The organism is Campylobacter sp. P0085, from assembly GCF_002139495.1.
GTDB classification, from domain to species: domain Bacteria; phylum Campylobacterota; class Campylobacteria; order Campylobacterales; family Campylobacteraceae; genus Campylobacter; species Campylobacter devanensis.
The window spans coordinates 240,904-266,586 of the sequence record NZ_MJKB01000003.1; the positions used below are offsets into that span (position 1 = coordinate 240,904).

General features: G+C 34.5%; 29 protein-coding genes, 1 tRNA gene and 1 pseudogene. 28 read left to right on the forward strand and 3 right to left on the reverse strand.

Going from position 1 to position 25,683, the window contains the following annotated elements; all coding sequences use genetic code 11:
• From map to tkt, 22 genes and pseudogenes are all read left to right on the forward strand, one after another.
• A complete protein-coding gene (map, locus tag CIGNP85_RS04890) occupies positions 1-762 on the forward strand; it encodes a type I methionyl aminopeptidase (RefSeq protein WP_086225403.1) in 762 nt (253 codons plus the stop codon).
• 84 nt (positions 763-846) lie between these two features.
• Entirely contained in the window at positions 847-1,065 is a 219-nt protein-coding gene (gene infA, locus CIGNP85_RS04895) for a translation initiation factor IF-1 (RefSeq protein ID WP_009649712.1), read from the forward strand.
• 3 nt (positions 1,066-1,068) lie between these two features.
• Positions 1,069-1,680 (forward strand): Crp/Fnr family transcriptional regulator, encoded by a 612-nt coding sequence (locus tag CIGNP85_RS04900; RefSeq protein WP_086234752.1) that lies wholly within the window; start codon positions 1,069-1,071, stop codon positions 1,678-1,680.
• Positions 1,681-1,746: 66 nt separating this feature from the next.
• Positions 1,747-3,072 (forward strand): hydroxylamine reductase, encoded by a 1,326-nt coding sequence (hcp, locus tag CIGNP85_RS04905; RefSeq protein ID WP_086232674.1) that lies wholly within the window; start codon positions 1,747-1,749, stop codon positions 3,070-3,072.
• A 226-nt stretch (positions 3,073-3,298) separates the two neighbouring features.
• The gene (rpmJ, locus tag CIGNP85_RS04910; RefSeq protein ID WP_002848032.1) at positions 3,299-3,412 is read left to right on the forward strand and encodes a 50S ribosomal protein L36; all 114 of its coding nucleotides are present in this window, start codon (positions 3,299-3,301) and stop codon (positions 3,410-3,412) included.
• A gap of 3 nt (positions 3,413-3,415) precedes the next feature.
• Positions 3,416-3,784 carry a 30S ribosomal protein S13 gene (gene rpsM, locus CIGNP85_RS04915; protein WP_086225406.1) on the forward strand — a complete coding sequence of 123 codons (369 nt, stop codon included), beginning with the start codon at positions 3,416-3,418 and terminating at the stop codon, positions 3,782-3,784.
• Between the two features lie 9 nt (positions 3,785-3,793).
• On the forward strand, positions 3,794-4,186 hold the full coding sequence (gene rpsK, locus CIGNP85_RS04920) for a 30S ribosomal protein S11 (protein ID WP_086225407.1): 393 nt from the start codon (positions 3,794-3,796) through the stop codon (positions 4,184-4,186).
• A 27-nt stretch (positions 4,187-4,213) separates the two neighbouring features.
• Complete coding sequence (gene rpsD / locus CIGNP85_RS04925; protein WP_086225408.1) at positions 4,214-4,840, forward strand: 30S ribosomal protein S4; 627 nt, start codon at positions 4,214-4,216, stop codon at positions 4,838-4,840.
• Positions 4,841-4,853: 13 nt separating this feature from the next.
• Positions 4,854-5,852: a DNA-directed RNA polymerase subunit alpha gene (locus CIGNP85_RS04930; RefSeq protein ID WP_086225409.1), complete on the forward strand. Its 999-nt coding sequence runs from the start codon at positions 4,854-4,856 to the stop codon at positions 5,850-5,852.
• Positions 5,853-5,868: 16 nt separating this feature from the next.
• Positions 5,869-6,225 carry a 50S ribosomal protein L17 gene (gene rplQ, locus CIGNP85_RS04935; protein ID WP_086225410.1) on the forward strand — a complete coding sequence of 119 codons (357 nt, stop codon included), beginning with the start codon at positions 5,869-5,871 and terminating at the stop codon, positions 6,223-6,225.
• Between the two features lie 259 nt (positions 6,226-6,484).
• Positions 6,485-6,610 carry a hypothetical protein gene (locus CIGNP85_RS08605; protein WP_272888184.1) on the forward strand — a complete coding sequence of 42 codons (126 nt, stop codon included), beginning with the start codon at positions 6,485-6,487 and terminating at the stop codon, positions 6,608-6,610.
• Between the two features lie 80 nt (positions 6,611-6,690).
• Positions 6,691-7,033, forward strand: a pseudogene (locus CIGNP85_RS08620) (5'-nucleotidase).
• Positions 6,993-7,250 (forward strand): hypothetical protein, encoded by a 258-nt coding sequence (locus CIGNP85_RS04950; RefSeq protein ID WP_179187368.1) that lies wholly within the window; start codon positions 6,993-6,995, stop codon positions 7,248-7,250. Before CIGNP85_RS08620 ends, CIGNP85_RS04950 begins: the two are co-directional and overlap by 41 nt.
• A gap of 118 nt (positions 7,251-7,368) precedes the next feature.
• Positions 7,369-8,199: an autotransporter outer membrane beta-barrel domain-containing protein gene (locus CIGNP85_RS04955; RefSeq protein WP_086287209.1), complete on the forward strand. Its 831-nt coding sequence runs from the start codon at positions 7,369-7,371 to the stop codon at positions 8,197-8,199.
• An 82-nt stretch (positions 8,200-8,281) separates the two neighbouring features.
• Positions 8,282-8,557 (forward strand): NifU family protein, encoded by a 276-nt coding sequence (locus CIGNP85_RS04960; protein WP_086229572.1) that lies wholly within the window; start codon positions 8,282-8,284, stop codon positions 8,555-8,557.
• A 349-nt stretch (positions 8,558-8,906) separates the two neighbouring features.
• Positions 8,907-9,452: a hypothetical protein gene (locus CIGNP85_RS04965; RefSeq protein WP_086226573.1), complete on the forward strand. Its 546-nt coding sequence runs from the start codon at positions 8,907-8,909 to the stop codon at positions 9,450-9,452.
• The gene (locus tag CIGNP85_RS04970; protein ID WP_086229571.1) at positions 9,433-10,704 is read left to right on the forward strand and encodes a UDP-N-acetylmuramoyl-L-alanyl-D-glutamate--2,6-diaminopimelate ligase; all 1,272 of its coding nucleotides are present in this window, start codon (positions 9,433-9,435) and stop codon (positions 10,702-10,704) included. The genes CIGNP85_RS04965 and CIGNP85_RS04970 overlap by 20 nt, the downstream gene beginning before the upstream one ends.
• 2 nt (positions 10,705-10,706) lie before the next feature.
• Positions 10,707-11,054: an aspartate 1-decarboxylase gene (panD, locus tag CIGNP85_RS04975; protein ID WP_086226571.1), complete on the forward strand. Its 348-nt coding sequence runs from the start codon at positions 10,707-10,709 to the stop codon at positions 11,052-11,054.
• 55 nt (positions 11,055-11,109) lie between these two features.
• Complete coding sequence (locus tag CIGNP85_RS04980; RefSeq protein WP_086226570.1) at positions 11,110-11,418, forward strand: YbaB/EbfC family nucleoid-associated protein; 309 nt, start codon at positions 11,110-11,112, stop codon at positions 11,416-11,418.
• A complete protein-coding gene (locus tag CIGNP85_RS04985) occupies positions 11,415-12,485 on the forward strand; it encodes a DUF7488 domain-containing protein (RefSeq protein WP_086252326.1) in 1,071 nt (356 codons plus the stop codon). Before CIGNP85_RS04980 ends, CIGNP85_RS04985 begins: the two co-directional genes overlap by 4 nt.
• Entirely contained in the window at positions 12,482-13,309 is an 828-nt protein-coding gene (locus CIGNP85_RS04990; protein WP_086240945.1) for a polyprenyl synthetase family protein, read from the forward strand. Before CIGNP85_RS04985 ends, CIGNP85_RS04990 begins: the two co-directional genes overlap by 4 nt.
• Positions 13,310-13,311: 2 nt before the next feature.
• The gene (gene tkt / locus CIGNP85_RS04995) at positions 13,312-15,216 is read left to right on the forward strand and encodes a transketolase (protein ID WP_086287211.1); all 1,905 of its coding nucleotides are present in this window, start codon (positions 13,312-13,314) and stop codon (positions 15,214-15,216) included.
• 21 nt (positions 15,217-15,237) lie between these two features.
• Here tkt and CIGNP85_RS05000 read toward each other — a convergent pair whose 3' ends face one another.
• Positions 15,238-15,504: an HP0495 family protein gene (locus tag CIGNP85_RS05000; protein WP_086229567.1), complete on the reverse strand. Its 267-nt coding sequence runs from the start codon at positions 15,502-15,504 to the stop codon at positions 15,238-15,240.
• Positions 15,497-15,973, reverse strand: a complete 477-nt coding sequence (gene moaC / locus CIGNP85_RS05005; RefSeq protein ID WP_086287212.1) for a cyclic pyranopterin monophosphate synthase MoaC — start codon at positions 15,971-15,973, stop codon at positions 15,497-15,499. Before moaC ends, CIGNP85_RS05000 begins: the two co-directional genes overlap by 8 nt.
• A 194-nt stretch (positions 15,974-16,167) precedes the next feature.
• Here moaC and CIGNP85_RS05010 point away from each other — a divergent pair.
• Positions 16,168-16,255: transfer RNA gene (locus CIGNP85_RS05010), tRNA-Ser, on the forward strand.
• An 83-nt stretch (positions 16,256-16,338) separates the two neighbouring features.
• Here the strand turns inward: CIGNP85_RS05010 and rpsU are convergent.
• On the reverse strand, positions 16,339-16,551 hold the full coding sequence (gene rpsU / locus CIGNP85_RS05015; protein ID WP_002848116.1) for a 30S ribosomal protein S21: 213 nt from the start codon (positions 16,549-16,551) through the stop codon (positions 16,339-16,341).
• A 151-nt stretch (positions 16,552-16,702) separates the two neighbouring features.
• Here rpsU and ccoG point away from each other — a divergent pair, with 151 nt between their 5' ends.
• From ccoG to CIGNP85_RS05040, 5 genes are all read left to right on the forward strand, one after another.
• On the forward strand, positions 16,703-18,079 hold the full coding sequence (gene ccoG / locus CIGNP85_RS05020; RefSeq protein ID WP_086287214.1) for a cytochrome c oxidase accessory protein CcoG: 1,377 nt from the start codon (positions 16,703-16,705) through the stop codon (positions 18,077-18,079).
• Positions 18,080-18,223: 144 nt separating this feature from the next.
• The gene (locus tag CIGNP85_RS05025; RefSeq protein ID WP_086225425.1) at positions 18,224-19,297 is read left to right on the forward strand and encodes an efflux RND transporter periplasmic adaptor subunit; all 1,074 of its coding nucleotides are present in this window, start codon (positions 18,224-18,226) and stop codon (positions 19,295-19,297) included.
• Complete coding sequence (locus CIGNP85_RS05030) at positions 19,298-22,438, forward strand: efflux RND transporter permease subunit (protein WP_086287216.1); 3,141 nt, start codon at positions 19,298-19,300, stop codon at positions 22,436-22,438.
• Complete coding sequence (locus CIGNP85_RS05035; RefSeq protein ID WP_086240939.1) at positions 22,431-23,834, forward strand: efflux transporter outer membrane subunit; 1,404 nt, start codon at positions 22,431-22,433, stop codon at positions 23,832-23,834. The genes CIGNP85_RS05030 and CIGNP85_RS05035 overlap by 8 nt, the downstream gene beginning before the upstream one ends.
• 81 nt (positions 23,835-23,915) lie before the next feature.
• A complete protein-coding gene (locus CIGNP85_RS05040) occupies positions 23,916-25,226 on the forward strand; it encodes a hemolysin family protein (RefSeq protein ID WP_086228556.1) in 1,311 nt (436 codons plus the stop codon).
• Positions 25,227-25,683: the final 457 nt, after the last annotated feature.

Genomic DNA, 25,683 nt, shown 5'->3' on the forward strand with positions numbered 1-25,683 from the left:
ATGGCTATAGGTATAAAAACTCCAAAAGAGATAGAGAGTATGCGTGCGGCTAATAAGATAGTCGCAGCTACTCTAGATCATCTCCATACTATTATTAAGCCCGGAATTTCGCTACTTGAAATTGACAAAATTTGCGAAGATATGATAGTTTCTGCTGGGGCTAAACCCGCTTTTAAAGGACTTTACGGCTTTCCAAATACAGCTTGTATCAGCGTAAATGAGGTTGTGATTCATGGAATTCCAAATGGCTATATTTTACAAGATGGCGATATAGTTTCAGTTGATATCGGTTCAAATTTAAATGGATTTTTTGGTGATAGTGCTAGGACATATCCAGTAGGCAATATCTCAAAAAGCGATGAAGATTTGATAGCTTGTAGCAAAGATGCTTTGTATTATGCTATTGATGAGATTAGGGTCGGTATGCATTTTAAAGAGTTATGCTATAAGTTGGAGCAATTTATACTATCTCGTGGGTATGTGCCTTTGAAGGGCTTTTGTGGTCATGGTATAGGTCGCAAACCACATGAAGAGCCTGAAATTCCAAATTATTTAGAAGGGACAACCCCAAAAGCTGGGCCAAAGATTAGAAATGGTATGGTCTTTTGTATCGAGCCGATGATTTGTCAAAAAGATGGCACCCCAAAGATTGCCGCAGACAAATGGACTGTTACTAGCGTAGATGGTATGCGAACTAGCCATTATGAGCACTGCGTAGCTGTGATAAATGGCAAGGCTGAAATTTTAAGTAGCGTTAGCTAAAGGTTGCTTTGAGTTTAAAGAAATTTAAATTCAATTTAATTTTCTTTAAATTTGTAATAGCTGATAATAACGAAAGGAATAAATTTGGCAAAAGATGATGTTATAGAGATTGATGGCAATGTAGTTGAAGCCCTACCAAATGCCACTTTCAAAGTAGAATTAGATAATAAGCATGTGATTTTATGCCACATTGCAGGCAAGATGAGAATGCACTATATCAAAATAATGCCAGGTGATAGGGTTAAAGTGGAGCTTACACCATATAGTCTAGATAAAGGCAGAATCACATATCGTTATAAATAATCTATGATAGAGATTTTAAAAGATAAGCTTAAAAGATTTGGTGTATCTTCGCAAGATTTAGATGAGATAGAAGAATCTTTACAAATTAAAAAATTTAGCGATGGTAGCTCCCTTACAAAGAGCCATTATGGACTGCTGATTATAGGCTCTGGGTCTCTTAGAGTTTATACTATTTTTGGCTCTCAAGAGCAGACAATTCTCACCCTTGAAAAGGGTGATGAATGGGTAATATGCCAAATTTGTACTCAAAAATCACTTCAATTAGAATTAAATCTTCAAGCTCTTGGCGATTTAGAAATTATCGCAATCCCAGATAATATTTTTAGAAATTTAAGGGAGAAATATCCTAAGCTTAGTGAGTATATTTTGACTATTTTTGCTAAGCAATTTGCTAAGAGTATAGAGGTAGCTTCAAAAAGCAAAACTATACCATTTCGTGATAGGTTGATTGAATTTATCAATAAAAATGCTATAAATAACAGCATAAAAATAACTCATCAGCAAATAGCAAATCATCTAGGCGTAACAAGAGAGAGCGTATCTAAAAATCTCAAACAGCTAGAAAAAAATGGATTTTTAACCCTATCAAGAGGTGAAATTTGTTTAGTTGTGTGAAGCGATTACATACAAAAATATAAAAATTCTATAAAATCCAAATTTAATTTATTTTAAAGGATTTTTATGGATTTAGAGATGTTTTGTCATCAATGCGAGATGAGTGCTAATGATGGATGTGGCTCTAAAGGGCAAAGTATGGGAACTTGTGGTAAAGACGCCACGCTAGCAAGACTACAAGATATGATGATATTTGCCCTAAAGGGTCTAAGCGCATATCGCCACCACGCAAATGAATTAGGGGCTAATACAAAAAATGTAGATGATGTAATGGCTCAAACCCTGTATTTTACACTTACAAATATGAATTTTAACTTTGATCAGCATATTGAACAATTGCTAAAAGTAGGCAAAGCCGGAGTAGAAGTTATGGATATTCTAAGCAATGCTCATACAAGCAAATTCGGTATTCCGACTCCTGTAAAAATCACTCAAAACAGAGCAGAAGGCAAAGCTATTTTAGTAAGCGGACATAATCTTCATGCGCTAAAAGAGCTATTAGAACAGACCAAAGACAAAGGGATCAATATCTATACTCACTCTGAAATGCTTCCAGCTCATGGCTATCCAGAGCTTAAAAAGTATCCTCATTTAAAAGGGAATTTAGGTAAAGCTTGGTTTGACCAAACTGAGCTTTTTAATAAATTTAATGGGGCTATTTTGATGACTACAAATTGTATTGTCCCACTTCGCAAAAGTGCCAAGTATAGCGATAGATTGTTTGGATATGATATTGCTAGCACTAAAGGCATAGCTCATATTATCGGCGACGACTTTACTCCATTAATTAATAAGGCTTTAGAGCTTGATGATGTAAGCGGCTTTGATAGCGATGAAGTAATCAGCACAGGCCATCACTATAAGGCTGTTTTGCCTATGGCCGGTGAGATTTTAGAGGCAATTAAAAGTGGTAAAATTCGCAGATTTTTTGTTATAGCAGGATGCGATGCGCCAGGTAAGGGTAGAGAGTATTATAGAGAGCTAGCTCTTAGCGTGCCAAAAGATTGTGTGATTTTGACTTCAAGTTGTGGTAAATTTAGATTTAATGATATAGATTTTGGCTTAATTGAAGGGACAAATATCCCAAGATATTTAGATTTGGGTCAGTGTAATGATAGCAATGGCGGAGTAAAAATAGCTATGGCTTTAAGCGAAGCTACAGGAATAGCTATCAATGACTTGCCACTTTCAATAGTGTTAATGTGGATGGAACAAAAAGCTATAATAATATTAGTAGCACTCTTATATTTAGGTGTGAAAAATATCCATATAGGGCCTAGCTTACCAAAATTTTTAAATAGCGAGATATTAAATTTCTTAGTAGAAAAATATAATTTATCACTAATCAGCGAAGATCCAAAAGCGGATTTAGAAAAGTTTTTAAACTCTTAAGTTTTTAACAGGGCTACGGCTCTGTTAATCGTAATCCCATTTTGATTTAAATTCAAATTTATAAATTTTAAAGCCAATTTTAGATACAATTTTGCGCTTTGCATCCAAACTGGATAAAGAAGTGTTTTCAAAGCGTGCCACTTGTTTTGAAAATAGTTGGTTTAGGCGTGTTCTTAGACCTAAGTGCAGTCTAGTAAAAGTGGTAAATAATTTTTAGGAGACTCAGATGAAAGTTCGTCCTTCTGTAAAGAAGATGTGTGACAAATGTAAAATTGTCAAACGCAAAGGCATAGTTCATGTAATTTGCGAAAATCCAAAACATAAACAAAGACAAGGATAAGGTATGGCTCGTATTGCAGGTGTTGATTTACCAAAGAAAAAAAGAGTTGAGTATGGCCTTACATATATCTATGGTATAGGGCTATATACTTCAAGAAAAATTCTTGATGCTGTAGGTATCTCTTATGACAAGAGAGTTTATGAGCTAAGTGAAGATGAAGCTGCTGCGATCAGAAAAGAGATCCAAGAGCACTATATGGTCGAAGGTGATCTAAGAAAAAGTGTAGCTATGGATATTAAGGCTTTAATGGATTTAGGTAGCTTTAGAGGCTTAAGACACAGAAAAGGTCTGCCAGTGCGTGGTCAAAAAACAAAAACAAACGCAAGAACTAGAAAAGGCAGAAGAAAAACTGTTGGCGCTGCTACTAAATAAGGATAAAATATGGCAAAGAGAAAAGTAATTAAGAAAAAAGTAGTTAAAAAAAATATAGCTAGAGGCATTGTATATGTTTCTGCTACATTTAATAATACAATGGTTACGGTTACTGATGAGATGGGTAATGCTATTGCTTGGAGTAGTGCTGGTGGCTTAGGCTTTAAAGGTAGCAAAAAATCAACCCCATACGCAGCTCAACAAGCTGTAGAAGATGCATTAAATAAAGCTAAAGAGCATGGCATTAAAGAAGTAGGCATCAAAGTCCAAGGCCCAGGTAGTGGTAGAGAAACAGCAGTTAAAAGTATCGGCGCAGTAGAAGGAATTAAGGTGCTATATCTAAAAGATATAACTCCTCTAGCTCACAATGGCTGCAGACCACCAAAACGCCGCCGCGTGTAATTGTAGATAGAATTTAGGAGAATTATAATGGCAAGATATAGAGGACCAGTTGAAAAATTAGAAAGACGCCTAGGTGTATCTCTTGCACTTAAAGGCGAAAGAAGACTAGCTGGCAAGAGCGCATTAGAAAAAAGACCATACGCTCCAGGCCAACATGGACAAAGAAAAGCTAAAGTAAGCGAATATGGCTTACAATTAAGAGAGAAACAAAAAGCTAAATTTATGTATGGCGTAAGTGAAAAACAATTTAGAAGATTATTTGCCGAAGCCGCAAGAAGAGAGGGAAATACTGGTGCACTTCTTATCTCTTTATTAGAGCAAAGACTTGATAATGTAGTTTATAGAATGGGCTTTGCATCTACTAGAAGATTTGCAAGACAGCTAGTAACTCACGGCCATATCTTAGTAAATGGCAAAAGAGTTGATATCCCTTCATACAGAGTAAGAGCCGGTGAAAAGATAGAAATTGTCGAGAAAAGCAAAGAAAACCCACAAATCGTTCGTGCTATAGAGCTTACTAACCAAACAGGCATGGTGGCTTGGGTTGATGTAGAAAAAGATAAAAAATATGGAATTTTCACTAGAATTCCAGAACGAGAAGAGGTTATCATTCCAGTTGAGGAAAGATATATAGTCGAGCTTTACTCTAAATAATAAGGAGAGTATGATGAGAAAGATAACAACATCAGCTTACATGCCTACTGATATAGAGGTTATCCCAGTAAGTGAAAATGTAGCTAAAATAGTAGCATATCCATTTGAAACTGGTTATGCAGTTACTCTAGCTCATCCGCTTCGCAGACTACTTTATACAAGTACAGTTGGATTTGCTCCAACTGCTGTTAAAATCGAGGGCGTATCGCACGAATTCGATAGTATGCGTGGTATGCTAGAAGATGTAACACTATTTATCATAAATCTCAAAAATTTACGATTTAAGCTAAAAAATGACTCAGAACATGAAGTTATCGAGTATAGCTTTAAAGGGCCAAAAGAGATAACTGGCGCTGATTTATGTAACGATATCGTTAGTATAGTAAATCCTGAAGCATATCTAGCAACAATCAATGAAGATGCTGAGCTTAAATTTACACTGGTAATAGAAAAAGGTATCGGTTATGTTCCTAGTGAAGAGATTAGAGAGAGTGTAGAGAGTGGCTATATCGCTCTTGATGCGTTTTTTACACCAGTTAAACATGCAGTTTATGAGATTGAAAATGTCCTAGTTGAGGATAATCCAGACTATGAAAAAATAGTTTTAACTATAACTACTGATGGTCAGGTGTCACCTTTGGAGGCGTTTAAAAACTCAATTGAGGCTATGTACAAGCAAATGGCAATATTTAATAATATTTTAAGTATAGACGTAAATATGGCCATGACATCATCTCAAGGTTCTAGTGAGCATTCAAAATTACTAGAGAGCATCGAAAATTTAAATCTATCAGCTAGAAGTTTTAACTGCTTAGATAAGGCTGAGATTAAATTTATCGGTGAGCTTGCTTTGATGGAAGAGAGCGAGTTAAAAGAGCTTAAAAATTTAGGTAAAAAATCTCTTGATGAGATTAAGGCTGTAATGGCTGAAATTGGCTATCCATTTAGCGAGAATAAGCTAGGCGATAGCAAAGAATCACTCAGAAAAAAGATAGCTGAGTTAAAATCATAAAAGCGAAGGAAAGATAATGAGACATAATCACGGATATAGAAAACTAGGCCGCACTAGCTCTCACCGTGCTGCTTTGCTTAAAAACCTTACGATTGCAATCGTAAAGGCTGGTAGAATTGAAACTACACTGCCAAAAGCAAAAGAGCTAAGAAGCTACGTAGAAAAATTAATTACAAGAGCTAGAAAAGGCGATTTTAACGCTCATAAATTTGTATTTGCATCTTTACAAGATAAAGAAGCTACTAACAAATTAGTTACTCAAATCGCACCAAAATATGCAAATAGAAATGGTGGCTACACTAGAATTATCAAAACACGCACCAGAAAAGGTGACGCAGCTGAAATGGCTTATATCGAGCTAGTATCTGAATAAAATTATTTGCTAGGAGAGATCCTAGCAAGTTGCTTAATTAAGTATTCTAAATTTACAAACCATACATTTTAAAAATCAAATGGGGTTATATTTATAATATCTGCTCTACAAACCAAGTCAAGTTCATCTCCAGGCTCTGAATTGATATTTAAAAATGAGATAAGTAGTGCTAAAAAATATATAAAAATTCTAAAAGATACTTACCAAATTTCAAACTCCATTATATGTTAATCAAACCGCTATAGTTTCAGCAAATGAATTGGGTAAATATGTAGGCAAGGCAAAACTAATAATAAAAGATAAAAAACTAGTTGATATACAATGGAAAGATACGGCTATTACAGAGCAAGAGTTTGTTGCCGATCCTAAATTTCTAAAATATTAAAGCTATATATAAAATAGGCAAACCAAAGCTTAAACGAAGTTATCGGCGTCTCTAGTGATAAATTTGAGTTTAAAAACAATATAACCCGCTACCAAGAGAGCACCATAGGCAATCTTGTCTGTGATAGTGTAGTTAGATATATAAAAGATCGTAATATTAGTGTAGATTTTACTATGATGAATGGTGGAGATATACGCTTTGGACTACCAAAAGGAGAGATAAAAAGAACATATCCTTACAGCATTGCCATATAAAAATAATATATATGTGGTAAAAATTGATGGTAAAACTCTTTTAGAGCTTTTTGATGCAGTTGCTAAAGTGCCACAAGGAAGCGGATCATTTATGCAAGTATCTTCGGCTGTTTCTCATACTATCTTGTATGAAAAAGATGAAAAAAAATGGCAAACTTTTAAATCTTAAATTAAATTCAGCTCCCATAGATATAAATCGCACCTACTATTTAGCGACTAATGATTATGTGATTTATAGCGATTCGCGCTATAAAGATATATTTAGCAATTTAGAAATATTTGATAATTCAGTGCTACTTAGTCAAGCGATAATAGACTACATCAAAAGCCAAAAAACCAAAATAACCCCAATAATAGATGGTAGAATTACAATAATTAAGCAATAATTCTAATAATGAAGTAGGCAAAAGAATTTCAAATGTTACAACTCGCTCAAATGCAAGCCAACTTGCAAATTTCATCGAATCTCTTGAAGGGCAAAAATTTGCTGATGTTAGTAGCGGTGTGCTTCTTTCAATGATGGCTGATGAGATGGCTGCGTATCAAAACTCATTTTATCTAAATGCCCTAGGTGCTAAAGGCGATTTTAAAGATGGCACAAATCCAAAAATCTACGGCGCAATCTTGGGCTATGATAGAATGATAGATGACTTGCTAATTGGTGGTTACTTCTCATATACAAATTCCAAAACTGAAAATATCAAGCTTGATAGCGATGTCTATGAACTTGGCCTTTATTCTAGATATTTTTTAGATAATAATGAATTTGGCTTTAATATAGCTGGAGGTTATGGTAAAAATGATTTAAGCTATACTCAAAATATCTTTGGGACAAATAAAATATTGCAGTCTAATTTTAACTCATCATATATTGCTTTAGGATTAGATTATGGTTATAGATTTGCCATCAATGATAATGCAAGTATTAAACCATATATTGGAGCAGATTATCTATATTCTAAAATTCAAAACTACACTCTAAAAGATGAAACCGGAGCAGACTTTCAAAAAGTACAGAGCAATACAGTTAAGAATTTAAAAGCTAAACTAGGTCTTGAAATGGTTAAAAACTTTGATGAAATTTCAATATATGCTAATGCTAAAATTAAAAGAGACTTAATCAATGATGAAGGATTTACTAGAAGCTCATTTGCAGGCTCAAGTGCTGGATTTAATATCAAAGGCAATGATAAAAAACATACAAATTTTGCACTTGATACTGGAATTGCATATAATGCAACCAAAAATCTAAGTTTAAATCTAAACCTAGGAGCTGATGTAAATAGCGATGATAAAATATATAGCACAAGTTTTGGAGCTGCTTATAAATTCTAATAACTCGAGCCTAGAAATAGGCTCCATTTAATCTAAATTTTTTATACTGCTATATAATTATTAAAAATATAAAAGGATAATAATGATACCATTTAGCGATGAGGAGCTATATGAACCAGTTTGGCAGAGCCTTAAAGTTGTAATGCCTATGCTTGAGCGTGATGGTGGCGGTATGAAGCTTTTAGGGATTAAAAATGGAGTTGTTTATGTGCAATTAATAGGACATTGTAACGGCTGTGCTGCAAGTGGTCAGACGCTTAAATTTGGGATTGAAAAGCAGATTCGCAACGATATTCATCCAGAATTGACAGTAGTAAATATTCCAATCGGTCAAGAATTTGATATATCAAAGATGTAAAATCTTACAATGTTTCAAACTAAATTCAGATAAAATTTATTATATTTTATAAAAGATAGTGGAGGATTTTGCTGTATTTTTACTCTTAAGCAGTGAAAATGGTAAATTTTGAATTATCTCTTTTGGTATGTGGTTATAGCATCTACTAATGCAACTAAAATCTAAGTTGAAATTTAAACCTAGGAGATGATATAAATAGCGATGATAAAATCTATAGCACAAACTTTAGAACTACTTATAAATTCTATTAATAGAGCCTAAAAATAGGCTCTATTTAATCTAAATTTTTTATATTTTGTGTATAATTAGTCAAAATTTTTTTAAATTTATGCTATATCCAGGGGAATAGATGGAGCAAAATTACAAAGAAATTGCGATAAAATTATTTAAGCAAGGTCAATTTGAGCTAGCTAAAATAAGCCTTAGCATGGCGTATAATAAATTGCCAAGCGATGAGTTGCTTGCATTTATTGAGTTTTGCGATATAGCAAAGGATAATCCAAATGATGCTTTCTCGCTCTTTGCGATATACTTTGATCCAGCTCAAGATGACAATACACAAATATTTAATGAGATGATTGAAATTATGCAAAGCTCAGCCCAAGAGAGCAATATGGAGATTGAAAGCCAAAATGCTATTACTTATGCTGATTTTAAAAATTTGTTAAATGAAAATAATTTTAAAAGTCTATTTGAGAGCATTTTATTTTCAACTAAAATCATAATTATGCATAAAGATGAGCTTTTTGAGCTGGTAAATTTCCTTGTAGATAATGGATTTACGGAGATTGGACTAAAGTATTTAGAGGGTTCAACTAAGATGTTTGCAGGAGATGAGCGCTTAGCAATTATGCTAGAAAAGATTAAGGATAAAGATGAAAATAGCCTTAAATAATGGATTTTTAACTGATAATTCTAATGATGTTACGACTGGGGCTTATTTTGTAGTTACTAATTCAAATTCAAAATATGCAGATGATGCACTAGATGCTGGAGCAAAACTAATTAGCCCACGACAAGCTATAGAGATTTTAGGACTTAAAGAACGTATAAAAATTATTGGAATTACAGGTACAAATGGCAAGACTACAACGGCGTTTTTACTTGCTCATACCCTCTCAAATTTAGGCTATAAATGTGCTATTAGCGGGACATGTGGATCATTTGTAGATGGTAGGCAGATTGCTAAAAAAGGGTTGACAACTAGTCAGATTCTAGAGACTCTAAGCTATATAAAAGAAGCAGTTGAATGTGATTGTAAATATTTTATAATGGAGGTTAGCTCTCATGCTATAGTGCAAAATCGTATTGAAGGGCTAGAATTTGCTTTAAAAATTTTTACGAATTTAAGTCAAGACCATTTAGATTTTCATAAAAGCTTCGATGAGTACGCTAGAGTAAAATCAAGCTTTTTATCAGATTCAAGCGATAAAATTATAAATTGCGACGATAAAAATATTAGCTATAATACTTTAAATGCACTTACCTACTCATTAAAAAACGGCAACATAATCGCTAGTAATTTTGAGCTAAAAGATGGCATAATAGCAACTATACAAAGCAAGAGCGAAATAGCAAATTTAAGCCTAAATTTGCATGGCAAATTTAATCTTTATAATGCTCTTGGCGTTATTGCTGCAAGCAAGAAGTTGCTAAATTTAGACATGCAATCTATTTGCAATGCTCTAAAAGGCTTTAGTGGAGTAGCTGGTAGAATGGAGATAGTATCTCCTGATATTATTGTAGATTTTGCACATACACCAGATGGGATAGAAAAAGTTTTAAGCTCCATAACAGAAAGAGAGTTGATAGTAGTCTTTGGTGCTGGTGGTGATAGAGATAAAAGTAAGCGAGCTATAATGGGACAAATAGTTGCAAAATATGCTAAGGTTGCAATCGTAACAAGCGATAACCCTCGTAGCGAAGATCCAAATTCAATAATAGAACAAGTCGCTTCTAAAATGCCGCCAAATACCATTAAAATTACCGATCGTAAAGAGGCCATTAAAAGGGCAATAGATATACAAAATGGCGAAGTTTTGCTCATTTTAGGCAAGGGAGATGAGGATTATCAAGAGATAAATGGGATAAAGTATCCATTTAGCGATCAAAAAATAGTAAAAGAAATATTAAGCAATAAAGGATAAAAATGAAAATACAGATGCTAGCTAGCAAAATTCACAGAGCCACAGTAACTGATGCAAATTTAAACTATGTAGGCTCTATTACAATTGATGAAAATCTGATGAAGGCTGCAAATTTAATCGAATTTCAAAAGGTTGAAATCTTAGATGTAAATAATGGTGAGAGATTTGCAACTTATGTAATAAAAGGGGAAAAAGAGGGCGAAATATGCTTAAATGGAGCAGCTGCTAGAAAGGTTTGTATAGGTGATATTATTATAATAGTTAGCTATGCTACAATGAGTGTAAAAAAGGCTAAAAAATTTAAACCAACTATTGTTCATGTAGATTCAAATAATAAAATAGATGACTAAAAAAGCCAAATTTAATGGCTCATTTGTTATAATCGCCAAAATTTAAAGGTTAAATATGTTTAAGGATTTTGATTTTTCAAAAATGGGTGAAATGTTGGCTCAAGCCCAGCAAAAAGCAAGCGAATTTGAGGCGCAGATTGCCGCAAAAGAGTTTGAGAGTAAATCAGGCGGTGGATTAATTAGTGTTAAGATTAATGGCAAGGCCGAAATTCTAGATATTTGCATAGATGATTCCTTGCTTGAAGATAAGGATAGCTTGCAAATTTTGCTAATTTCAGCTGTGAATGATGCTATTAAACTAGCTAACGATGAAAAGCAAAATGCAGCCGCATCTTTACTTGGCGGTTTTGGAGGTATAAGGTGAGAAAGATTTTGGCTGCTATTTTAGTGGTTGGAGCGATTTTGCACGCAGCCCCAGAGCCGACAATCGCTGATAGAACGGCGATTTATGATAAAATGCGTGAGTCGCAGTTTAACTACAAAGATCAAACAGCAATCTCTTTAAATGGTGAATATGCTGCTGTTGTTTATGATAAGGCAAATCCACTAAATAAAAAGGATTATATTAAATTTGACCCATATTTAGGGCTATATTTGGTTAGACCAGGGTTTTCTTTGCGTGGTGCATTTATGCTTGATGAGCTCGATAGTAAGCAAGATATGTGGGTTATGACGCTACAAGAAAACATTACAAATATGGGGCATATTAAGAGTTTTGGTAGTGAATTAGGTCAATTTGATGAGCTTAGCTTTAAAACAGGTAAGGTTGGAATGCTAGTATGCGATTGCGCTTCAATGGTAGGAATTAGCCTAGGCGATGATAAATTTATTCCAAATAGATATTTAAAGCATTTTATGCGATATGATGATGTGTATTATGGTGATATTGGAGTTAAATTTAGCGAAGATAATGCTACTATAAAAGTTCAAAGTGTAAATCCATTTGGTTCAGGCAAGGAGCTTAAAAGCTCTGATATAGTCGTCTCAGTAAATGGCAAAACGCCAAAAAATTTAAGAGAAATAAATGAGATGGTACTATTTGCCGATAAGGGTTCGGTGCTTAAATTTGAGATAAAGCGTGATGGAAAACCACTAAGCTACGATGTAAAAATGGCAAATATTACAGTTAAAAATTTAGATATAAAAGCAGCTGAGAGTAATAAAACTGCAATTAAAAAAACACAGCCAAAGTCTAAATTTTCATCTGAATTTGGTGCTAGCTTGAATAAATCATTAGTTATTACAAGCATTAAGGCTAATTCAAAAGCTGCAAAATTAGGACTAAAAGCTGGTGATAAGATTATGCAAATTGATGGCGTAGCAATTAAAAGTATTTCTAAAATAGATGAGTTAATGAAAAATAAAAGTGGATTAGTATATATTTTAGTTTCTAGAGACGATTTTCAGTTTTTTGTGCGAGTAAATAGATGAGCTTTCTAGAGTATCTAGAATCAAATTTGCCTAGCGTAGAGAGTTTTCATCCGCATTTTAATGAGGCTCTTGCTTGGGTTTTAAAAGCTGGAGGAAAGCATTTTCGTGCCCAATTAGTTATAGGCACTGCAAAGGCCATTAATCCATTGTGCGATCCATATGCAGCAGCTTTAGCTGTGGAGCTTTTGCATACATATTCGCTCATTCACGATGATCTTCCAGCGATGGATAATGCTAATCTTCGCCGTGGTGTGCCAACCTTGCATGTAAAATATGATGAGGTTACTGCAATCTTAGCTGGAGATGCACTAAATACTGCAGCATTTGGAGTGTTGGCTAATTCAAATTTACCGCCACACATTGCTATAAAATGCATACAAGTATTAAGTAAAAATGGCGGCCTTGATGGAATGGTAATTGGTCAAGCCATTGATTGCTATTTTGAAAATAAAAAATTAAGCTTAGATGAGCTTGAGTTTTTACATCTGCATAAAACAGGTGCATTAATTGCTGCTAGTATGCAAATTGGTGCAATAGTAGCTGGTGCAAGTGATGAAGAGTCTAATGATATATATAAGGCTGGTTTAAAGCTAGGTCTTGCATTTCAAATTCATGATGATATAATAGATGCTACAAGTAGTAGCGATAAAGCCGGAAAACCTACAAATAATGATAGTTCCAAAAACTCATTTACAAATTTACTTGGTGTTGATAAAGCTATAGAAGCTAGAGATGAGCTAGAAAAGCAAATTATCAATCAAATTCAAAATCAAGATGTAAAAGAGTTGGTTACAAACTTAATAAACAAATACCTAAAAGGATAGAAATGTATAAAAAACAGGCCGATACAATAAGATTTTTATGTGCTGATATGGTGCAAAAAGCAAATTCAGGTCACCCAGGCGCACCGATGGGGCTAGCTGATATAATTGCGGTTTTAAGCACTCATCTAAATCACAATCCCAAAAATCCATCTTGGTTAAATAGAGATAGATTGATCTTTAGCGGCGGTCATGCTAGTAGCTTGGTTTATAGCTTTTTATATCTTAGTGGATATGATATTAGCTTAGATGATTTAAAGGCGTTTCGCCAACTCCACTCTAAGACTCCAGGCCATCCCGAGATCGAGACTGCTGGTGTAGAGATCGCTACGGGGCCTCTTGGCCAGGGCGTGGCAAATGCTGTTGGCTTTGCTATGGCGGCTAAATCGGCTGCGAATTTGCTAGGTAGTGATATCATAAATCACAAGATCTATTGTCTATGTGGTGATGGCGATTTACAAGAAGGGATTAGCTATGAGGCCTGTGCGCTTGCGGGTAAGCATAATTTGGATAATTTAGTAATAATCTATGATAGCAATGAGATTACCATCGAAGGCGATACAACTATAGCGTGGTCTGAGGATGTGAAGGTGAGATTTGAAGCGGCTGGATTTGAGGTAGCTAAGATAGATGGTCATTGCTATGATGAGATCGAATTTGCCCTAAATGAAGCCAAAAACAAAACAAAACCATATCTCATAATTGCCAAAACCAAAATCGCTAAAGGTGCTGGCGAGCTAGAAGGGAGCCATCACGCTCATGGTGCTCCGCTTGGTGCTGAGATTATCGCTAAGGCTAAAGAAGCGGCCGGATTTGATCCGAATTTGAGTTTTTTTGTAGATGATGATGTGAAATTTTGGTTTAATCTAGCCTTAGAAAGGGGTGATTTGGCAAATGCCTTATGGGATAAGAAAGTAAGCGAGTTAAGCCAAGATAAAAAAGAGCTGCTAAATTCGCTCTTAAATCCTGATTTTAGCAAGATAGAATTTCCTGTTTTTAACGCTCAAAAGATAGCTACAAGAGATAGTAATGGTAAAATTTTAAACGCTATCGCCGCCGCTTTGCCAGGTTTTATAGGTGGTAGTGCGGATTTAGCACCTAGTAATAAAACAGAGTTAAAAGGCTTTGGTGAGTATCCAAACGGCAAAAATCTACACTTTGGTATCAGAGAACACGCTATGGCTGCTATCTGTAATGCCTATGCTAGGTATGGAATTTTCATTCCATTTAGTGCGACATTTTTTATATTTAGCGACTATCTCAAAGCTGGAGCTAGACTTGCGGCGTTAATGAAGCTTAAACACTATTTTATCTGGACACACGATAGTATCGGAGTAGGTGAAGATGGCCCAACGCATGAGCCAATTGAGCAGCTTAGTACATTTAGAGCAATGCCAAATTTCTATACATTTCGCCCAGCTGATGGCGTGGAAAATGTAGAGTGCTGGAAGGTTGCGCTTAGGCTCAATGCGCCGTGTGCTTTTGTCTGTTCAAGACAGGGATTAAATCCATTAGATGAGCCTAAATTTGGTAGCGTGGCAAATGGTGCTTATCTCATCCAAGAGAGCCAAAATCCGCAAATTACACTAGTAGCTAGCGGTAGTGAGGTTGGATTATGCCTTGAAGCATCTAAATTATTAGAAAATAGTGGTATTGGCGTAAATGTCGTCTCTGCGCCTTGCTTTGAGCTTTTATGCGAGCAAGATGGTGATTATATCAAGCGTATATTTTCGCCTAATACTAAAATTTTAGCCGTAGAGGCAGCAAGTGCGCTTGAGTGGTATAAATTTGCTGATAATGTGCTTAGAATGAGCTCATTTGGTGCTTCAGCTCCAGCTGATGAGCTATTTAAATATTTTGGATTTAGTGCTACAAATGTAGCTAATATCGCTAAAGAGATGATCAAATAAGCTCTAGCCAATTGGCTAGAGTTATAATACAAATTTAGAGTGTTTTTTAAGTAGAGTAAATAGCTCTAAACGCTCTGTGTTGTTATTTACTAATACGCTTAGATTAAAGCTTTTGAATTTGGCATTTTTACTAGTGTGAGAGCTTTGAAGTTTGTATTCTCTATCACCTACGCACTCTTTTATAATGCTTTTTTCATCGCTTAAACTATCAAATATTACCTTATATTCCCAAAATATTGGATAGATTATTTCTGGTTTTTTACCATTAAAATCGCAAATTTCAGCCATCATTTCTCCTATATTCTCCGCTTTTACCGCCACTTTTAGATTCTAGGGTTATATCACTAATTACCATGGATTTATCAATAGCTTTTATCATATCATAAATAGTCAAAAGCCCGATACTAACACTGCTTAAAGCCTCCATCTCTACGCCTGTTTTACCATGAGTTATAACCTTAGAAATGAGCTTAAAACCTGGCAAATTTGGCATATCTTCTATATCGATATCAACTGAATTTATATAAATTGGATGGCACATAGGAATTAGCTCGCTAGTGCGTTTAGCACCCATAATTGCAGCGATAACAGCAGTTTGTAAGACAGGGCCCTTTTTGCCTGTGTTTTGTTTAATCGCATTGTAAGCTTCTTGCGACATTGTGATAGTGCCACTAGCGATTGCGACTCTTTTGGTGGTATCTTTATCGCCTACATCTACCATTTTGGGTATATTTTTTTCATTTAAATGTGTTAGCATTTTGATCCTTTTTGATTGATTATATCAAATTTTATCTTAATTATTTTCATTTTATCTTATATTTATCATATATTAAAAAATTAATTATATAATTAAAGCTCCTAAACAAATAACCTCCTTTTTGTAAAGACACTCGCTCTTTTGAGTGGGTGTTTTATCCGTTTTTAACCAGTATTTATTTTACTTATTGTTTTGGGCAGATGTCCGAGTGGTTGAAGGAGCACGCCTGGAACGCGTGTAAGGTGAAAGCCTTCGGGGGTTCAAATCCCTCTCTGTCCGCCATGAATTATAAAAAATATATTAAAGTTTTAATTTATATGGATTATTTAAATAATAAAAAGACCGCCGAGGCGATCTTTATGGCATTAGAGTCTTGACTCATAGCGTCTAAGCATATAAAGTCTTTTAAGCATTTTTTTGCGAGCTGAGATTTTTTGTTTTTTACGAATTTCAGTCATAGGCTCAAAAAAGCGTCTAGCACGAACTTCAGTAACTACTAAGTTACGGTCAGTTTGTTTTTTAAAGCGTCTGTATGCTTCATCAAAAGACTCATTTGGATGTACCTTAACTCCTGGCACGATCCTCACCACCTTTCGTTAAAATTTGAGCGGTGATTATAGCCAAAAATAACTTAAATTTAAATTTCTTAAACAAATAATAAAATTTGATTTAACTATATTTTAATATAATAAGGTTATAATTACGCCAAAAATCAATAAGGAATTATCAATGTCTTGTATGCCTACACACTATACCAAACGGCGATATATTGGGTATTTGATCGTTACGATTGTCGCTTTGGTGCTTCCATTTATCCGCATTAATGGCAATCATCTATTTTTACTTAGTTTTGATAAAAAGCAACTCCATCTATTTTTTACTGCTTTTGATATGCAAGAGCTCTATTTGATGCCTTTTTTACTTATTATTTTATTTTTAAGTATATTTTTTCTCACTACTTTGGGCGGTAGAGTTTGGTGCGGTTGGAGCTGTCCGCAGACAATTTTTCGTGTAATTTATAGGGATTTGATCTGTACTAAAATTCTTAAAATTCGCAAAAATATCAAAGATAAACAAAAAGAATTTGATGAAAATATCATTAAAAAAACTATCTCAGTAATTATTTGGGCAGCTCTTGCATTTGTAGCTGCTAGTAATTTTATGTGGTATTTTGTGCCACCTGAGGATTTTTTTACTTATCTTGCTAATCCAGCCGAGCATAAGCTTTTAGTTGGAATTTTAATAGGTATTACAACATTTTTAGTTTTTGATGTGGTGTTTTTGGCTGAGAATTTTTGTATATATGTTTGCCCGTATGCTAGAGTGCAAAGCGTTATGTTTGACAATGATACAATTCAGGTGATTTATGATGAAAATCGTGGAGGTAAATTATATGATGGCCATACAAAATTAGGTAAAAAGCCAACTACTCCAGGTGCTGAGTGTATAGGTTGTGAGGCTTGTGTAAGAGTATGCCCAACTCATATAGATATTAGAAAAGGTATGCAGCTTGAGTGTATTAACTGTCTTGAATGTAGTGATGCTTGTAGCGAGGTAATGGGCAAACTAGGCAAAGAGAGCTTAATTAATTGGACTAGCGCTAAGGCTATTAAAACTAGAAGTAAGGTTAAATATTTTAGATTTAGAACAATTGGCTATATGATTGCATTATCTATTGCTGTGATTGCGCTAGGGCTAATGACAACCAAAAAAGAGCATATGTTATTAAATATAAATAGGGCTACTCAACTTTATAGTATTAAGGTGCTTGATGATAATACACCAAAAGTGCAAAATGCATATACATTTTTAATACAAAATACTGATAATGTTGAGCATTCATACTATTTTGATATCAATGAGACTAGAATTAAAATCGATAGACCGCTTGAGCCTATTAAATTAAAAGCTGGTGGAAAGAAAAAAGTAATTGTGGTATTAAGCACAACACAGACGCTAGTAGATGATACAAGACGAGATACTCCAATAGATATTACAATTAATGCATATGCCAAAGATGCTAAGGAGACAATTAGTGTTGATCGCAAAACTATCTTTGTATATCCTAAGCAGATTGAGCTAGAAAAAGCTATACAATCAAAATAAATTCACCTAAAAGGAGAGTAATTGCTCTCCTTTTAGATAATGAATATCAAAAATAATTTACCATATTAATTTTTTCTTAACAAAATTTTTGTAGAATACCAAAATTTAATTCAGTTCAAATACTTAATTTGAAAGGTTATTATTATGAATAAATTTGGCAAATTTTTAACTCTTGGCTTTGCTGCTTTGATGATAGTAGGTTGCAGTGATAGCAAAAAAAGCAATGCTCCACAAGCCGCTCGAGCACTTCCAGTAAGTGTAACTGTAGCAAAAATGGGCGATATTCCTATTAATCTTGAATTTAACGGTCAAGTTGTAAGCGAGATGGATGTAATAATCAAAGGCAAGGTAACTGGCTCTATTGAAAAGCAGTTTTTTACTCCAGGTAGTATGGTTAAGCAAGGCGATAAACTATATCAAATTGATGAATCAAAATATAGAGCAATCTATAATGATAGATTAGCAAATTTTAAAAACGCTAAAGCTCAATATGATAGAGCAGTAAATCTAAAAGCTAAAAATGCAATATCGGCTAAGGAATTTGACGCAGCTAGTAGCGCATACGGCTCAGCTTTAGCAAATTTAAATAACGCTAAAATTGATTTAGATTACTCTGTGGTGACTGCACCTTTTGATGGAGTTATTGGCGATACACTTAAAGATGTTGGTTCATATGTTAGCACTACTGATAATGATTTAGTTCGAATCACAAAATTAAATCCAATATTTGTTGAATTTGGAATATCAGATCGTGATAGGCTTGATATTGATGAAAAAAGCAAAAGTGGCCAGTGGAAACAGCTACATTCAACAGTGCAGATAAAGTTAGCCAATGGTAATGAGTATAATGGAACTATAAGCTTTCTTGATAGCGTAGTAGATTCAAAAAGCGGCACTGTAAAAGCAAAAGCTAAATTTGATAATAATCAAACTCAAATTCGCCCAGGCGTATTTGCTGCTGTAAAAGTATATGGATTTTATCAAAAAGATGGATTTAAAATCCCGCAAATTGCAGTATTACAAGATTTAGTAAATCCGTTTGTATATGTAGTAGAAAATGGCAAAGTATCAAAAAGAGCTATTAAAATAGCCTCTCAAGATGCCATTAGTGTTGTTGTATCAAGTGGATTAAAAGATGGAGATAAGGTAATTTTGGATAATTTTAAAAAGATTCAAGATGGCTCATCAGTCCAAATAGTAGAAACAAAAGGCGAGTAGATGTTTTCTAAATTTTTTATCAATCGTCCAGTTTTTGCCTGCGTAATATCTATTATTATAGTTTTAGCAGGTCTTATCGGTCTTAAAAATGCTGCTATAGAGGAGTATCCACAGCTTACGCCACCACAAATTGTGGTGCAAGCTACATATAGTGGCGCAGATGCTCAAACTATCGCAAGTGCAGTTGCAGCTCCATTAGAAGAGGCTATAAATGGCGTTGATGATATGATATATATGCAAAGTACATCAAGTTCAGCTGGTACAATGAGCTTAAATATTTTCTTTGAGATTGGCACAGATCCTCAAACTGCTTCAGTAAATGTAAATAATAGAGTAAGTCCAATTTTATCAAAACTTCCAGAAGAAGTTCGTAGAGTCGGTGTAAAAGTAGATGAAAGAAGTAGCAATATCTTAGAGGTTTTGGCTTTTTATGACCCAAGTAAAAAGATGAACGATACTGAGCTATCTAATTATGTAAGTATCAATGTTGCTGATGAGTTAAAACGCGTTAAGGGTGTAGGTGATGCTGTTGTAATTGGTAACAAAGAGTACTCTATGAGAGTATGGATAAAGCCAGATTTATTAAAGCATTATGATATGACTGTTAATGAAGTAATTAATGCTATCAAAGAACAAAACTCACAATATGCAGCTGGAAAGATAGGCGAACAACCTATGGCTACTGGAAATCCATATGTATATTCTATTAAGCCAGAAGGAAGACTAACTCAAATTAGCGAATTTGAAGATATTATAATTAGAGCTGATTTAAACGGAAATATTATTAGGTTAAAAGATGTTGCTAATGTTGAGCTTGGAGCTCAAAGTTATGCATTTTCTGGACGCTTTAATGGCGGTAGTATGATTCCAGTACTTATATTTTTACAAAGTGGAGCCAATGCTTTAGAAACTGCCCAAGCAGTTCAAGCCAGAGTTGAAGAGTTAAAAGATAATTTTCCAGGAGATATGACTTATAGAATAGCATATGATACAACTGAGTTTGTTCAAGTTTCAATTGATGAGGTTGTTAAGACTTTTATAGAAGCTATTATTTTAGTTGTAATTGTTATTTATATGTTCCTTGGAAATATTAGGGCTACATTTATTCCGCTGCTTACTGTTCCAGTATCAATTTTAGGTGCGTTTGCTGGAATTTATGTAATGGGATTTTCGGTAAATTTAATTACACTTTTTGCACTTATTTTAGCAATTGGAATTGTCGTTGATGATGCTATTATCGTTATAGAAAATGTGGAGCGTATTTTACATGAAGAGCCAAATTTAAGTGTCAAAGAGGCCACCATCAAGGCCATGGATGAGATCATGGCGCCAGTTATATCTATCGTTTTGGTGCTTTCGGCGGTATTTATTCCGGTTGCATTTATGGAGGGCTTTGTAGGCGTGATACAAAGGCAGTTTGCCCTAACCTTAGTTGTATCTGTGTGTATATCAGGACTTGTAGCCCTTACGCTTACTCCAGCACTTTGTGCAATAATTTTACGCAAAAAAGAGAAACCGCCATTTTGGTTTGTGCGTAAATTTAATGAATTTTTTGATTTTTCGACTAGGATTTTCTCTGCTGGTGTAGCTAAGATTTTGCGTCATGTAATTATCAGCTTAATTAGCGTTGGAATTATAATATTCATGATGATAGAGCTATTTAAGGTTATCCCTAGTGGGCTTGTACCAGCTGAGGATAAAGGTAGTGTATTAACTATTATCAATCTACCTCCAGCATCTACTCTACCTAGAACGCTTGAAGATGCTGCATTTATAGAGAGTATAGTATCTAAAAATCCAAATGTAAAAAGTGTTACTACGCTAACAGGCTATGATATGATGGCTGGATCGCTTAGAGAAAATGCTGGTATGATGTTTATCACACTTCAGCCGTGGGATGAGCGTCCAGGTAAAGAGAATGCAGCTGCGACAATAGCAGGGCAGTTTATGGGAACTCTATATGGTTCTGATAGAAACTCATTAGCCTTTGTTACGACTCCACCTCCTATTATGGGATTATCAATGACTGGAGGATTTGAGCTTTATGCGCAAAATATCACAGGTAAAAACTATAATCAAATAGAAGCTGATGTGCAAAGAGTTGTGGCTAAAGCAAATCAAAGTCCGGTTTTAACTCAAGTTAGAACTACGCTAGATACAAATTTCCCTCTATATAATTTAACTTTAGATAGAGAGAAAATCAAGATGATGGGAATCTCATTTAGCGATATATTTGATACGATAAATTCAACTATCGGTCAGTATTATGTAAATGATTTTAATATTCTTGGTAAAACATATAAAGTAAATATTAGAGCATATGAGAGTTATAGAGATTCGCCTGAAGATTTAGGGTTGCTTTATGTACGTAGTAGAAGCGGTGATTTAGTACCATTAGATTCTATTATGACTCTTACAAGAGGTTTGGGGCCTGATAATGTTGATAGATTTAATGGTTTCCCAGCAGCTAAGATTATGGGTGAGCCAAGACCTGGATACACTTCAGGTGATTCTATTAAAGAGATTGAAAGAATCATTAAAGAGGAGCTTGGTAAAGAGTATAATATAGGCTGGGCAGGATCGGCATATCAAGAAGTTAGCAGTACTGGCAAAGGCGCTCAAGCTTTTGCGTTTGGACTTATATTTGTATTTTTGATTCTTGCAGCACAGTATGAGAGATGGCTAATGCCACTAGCAGTTGTAACAGCTGTGCCATTTTCTGTATTTGGAGCGTTAGCATTTACATATTTAAGAGGGCTTAGCAACGATGTTTATTTTGAGATTGGGTTACTTCTTTTAATAGGTTTAGCAGCCAAAAATGCGATTTTGATCGTTGAGTTTGCGATGCAAGAGCATTTAGCAGGCAAAAGTATAAAAGACGCTGCTATTAGTGCGTCTAAGATGAGATTTAGGCCGATTGTTATGACCTCTTTGGCATTTACTCTTGGGGTATTGCCTATGGCCTTAGCTACCGGCGCTGGAGCAGCATCACGCCACGCATTAGGCACTGGCGTTATCGGTGGTATGATAGCAGCATCTACTATTGCGATATTCTTTGTGCCACTATTTTTCTATATATTAGAAAGTTTCAATGGGTGGCTAGATAGAAAACGAGCTAAATTTGGAGCAAAAGATGAATAAGGTTATTACAATATTAATAGCAGCTATTATAAGTGGCTGCTCTCTTCGTCCTGATATGATTGAAATACAGCAAGAGTATAGATATCAAATGGATGTTTATAGCATCAATGAGAGTTGGTGGGAGAGTTTTGGTGATGAGAGGCTAAATGCTCTAATCCAAAAATCTTTAAAAAATAATAGTGATTTATTAATAGCACTAAATAATATAGAAAAAGCTAGAGTTAGTCTAAGACTTGATAGAATAGAGTATTTACCAAATATATCTTTGCAAGGTGAAGCTAGCAAGAGCGATAAAGGCTATAATAATTCTACTGTTGAACAATTCTCTCTTAGTGCAGTATTAAGCTATGAGTTGGATTTATGGGGTAGAGTAAGAAATAAAGCTAATGCTAGTGAAGCTATATATAATGCTACTAAATTTGATTATGAAAGCGCTAGAATCAGCCTAGCAAGTAGTGTGGCTAATGCCTATTTTTTGCTAATTTCATTAAGAGAACAAGAGCAAATTTTAAAAGATACCCTAATCTCATATATCCAAAGTGTAGAGTATAGGGCTATGCAATTAGCTAGTGGTGAAATAGATGAGCTAGTATATGCCCAAACAGTAGCAACCGCAGATGAAGCTAGGGCCCAGCTAGCCGGATTACAAACTCAAATTTCACAAGCCAATTCAGCCCTTGCTATTTTAGTTGGTGGAAGTCTAGATGAAATTTTATACTCTGATATAAATGTCGCAACTAGATTGCCAAATTTACCACAAGTTCCAAGTGGGATTAGTTCAGATATATTATTAAAAAGGGCTGATGTCGCAAGTGCGTTAGAGAGGCTAAAATCGAGTAATTATCTAGTTGGTGTAGCTAGAACTCAGTGGCTACCAAAAATATCACTTACTGGTATCTTTGGATATTCAAGTGCAGATTTAGATAATCTAATAAGCGTTAATAAATCTATTTGGAGCGTAGGCGGAAGTCTTATTGGGCCACTTCTTGATTTTGGAAGAACATATAATAGTGTTGAGATTGCAAATTTAGAACAAAACGCATCTTTTTTGGCTTATGATAAAGCGGTTAAAAATGCTTTTAGCGAGATTAGAACGGCTCTAGATAGTAGAAAAAACTCAATGATAAAAGCCCAAAGCACGGCAAATTTAGTCGCTAGCCAACAAAAGGTCTATGATATAGCTCAAAGTCGCTATGATGCTGGATATAGTAGCCATCTAGAGCTTTTGGACTCTCAAAGAAGTTTATTATCAGCAAAGCTTAGTTTAACAAGTGCAAATTTAGAGGCTGTAAATAGTGTAGTTGCCGTATTTAAGGCCTTTGGCGGCGGATTTGAGTATGAGAGCGATGAGGAAACTAAAGAGCTTTTAGGCATAAATGCAAATTCGCAAAATTAAATTAAATTTCAACTAAATATGCTATAATTGAGCCATTTTAAATTTTTTTAAGGAAAAGAATTGGATACTTACCCCATTATTATGATAATTTTGGCGGCCATTTTTATACTTTTAAATGGCTTTTTTGTTTTATCTGAATTTTGTATTGTTAAGGTTAGAAGATCACGCTTAGAGGAGCTTGTCAAAGAAAAACGCCCTAATGCCAAACTCGCTCTAAGAATGTCAAATTCCCTAGATACCTATCTTAGTGCCACGCAGCTTGGCATTACACTTAGCTCTCTTGCACTTGGCTGGATCGGCGAGCCAGCTGTGGCCGATATCATCAGAGAGCCATTAAAAATTATATTTGATATTGATAATACCACTACTTTACACACGGTATCTTTTGTTATTGCTTTTAGCTTCATCACTCTTTTACATGTTGTCTTAGGCGAGCTAGTGCCAAAATCAGTAGCAATCGCCAAAGCCGAACAAGCCGTGCTTTTGGTCGCTAGACCATTATACTTTTTTTGGCTTATATTTTTTCCTGTTATACGCACATTTGATTTTGTAGCGGCTATGTTTTTAAAGCTTATTGGTATTAGACCTGCTAGAGAGAGCGAGTTAGCACACTCAGAAGAAGAGATTAAAATCATAGTCGGAGAGAGCTTAAAAGGCGGTGTTTTAGATAGTATGGAGAGCGAAATAATCAAAAATGCTGTGGATTTTAGCGATACAGTAGCCAAAGAGATTATGACGCCTCGTAAAGATGTGATCTGCTTAAATAAAAGATTAAGCTTTGAAGAGAATATGAGAATTGTAAGCCAAAGCAAATATACTAGATTTCCATATATAGATGGTAGCAAAGATAGTGTTTTGGGTATGATTCACATTAGAGATATATTGCAAAATGACCTAGATGGCAAGATAGAAAATCTTGATAAAATAGTAAGAAAGCTTATTATTGTACCTGAAAATAGTTCAATTTCAAAGATTCTTGTAATGATGAATAAAGATAGAATCTCAGCTGCGCTAGTTGTTGATGAGTATGGCGGAACTGCTGGATTAGTAACTATGGAAGATATCATTGAAGAGATCGTAGGCGATATCAATGATGAACACGATGATAAAGATCAAAGCTATAAAAAAATCTCCGATGATACATATGAATTTAATGGTAGATTTGAGCTTGAAGGTGTTGAGGAGATTATGAGAATTCACTTTGATGAAGAGACTGAGCAGCTTACGATTGGCGGATATGTCTTTAATTTATTTGAGCGTCTACCAGTAGTAGGCGATACTATAGAGGATCAAAACTGCTTATACGAAGTTGTTAAAATGGATGGAGCAAGTATTGGAGCTCTTAAAGTTACACTACTAAGCTCAAGTAGCGATGAAGAGGATTTTGATTAATAATCATCTTTAATATTTTAGCAATAAGCAAAATTTATAATTAAATTTTCTTATTGCTTTTTTCTTTAATTACATCCGTTTTTCATTTTCTTTTTACTTTACTATAATCCAATATAGTATATAAACCAAAAACTCTCAAATTCACTCTTATCCCATAGTTAACCTATTAACCTCCCCAAATCTCTAAAACCCACAAATTTAATTACACCCCCATAATATTTAATATCTCACCTAATCCAATCTAAATTCCACTCTAAAAATTATAAAATCACTTAGCCTAAATCTATAATATATAATCTAAATTTTATAAATTACTCAAATTTATTAAAAAATTTGCAATATTTTCTTCAAATTTATCAAAATCCCCCCCCATATATAAACTTTTTAATATTTGGTTCGATATAATAAAAACAACCCCTAAATGGATTTAAGTTTTATAGGGAAATCTTAACACAAA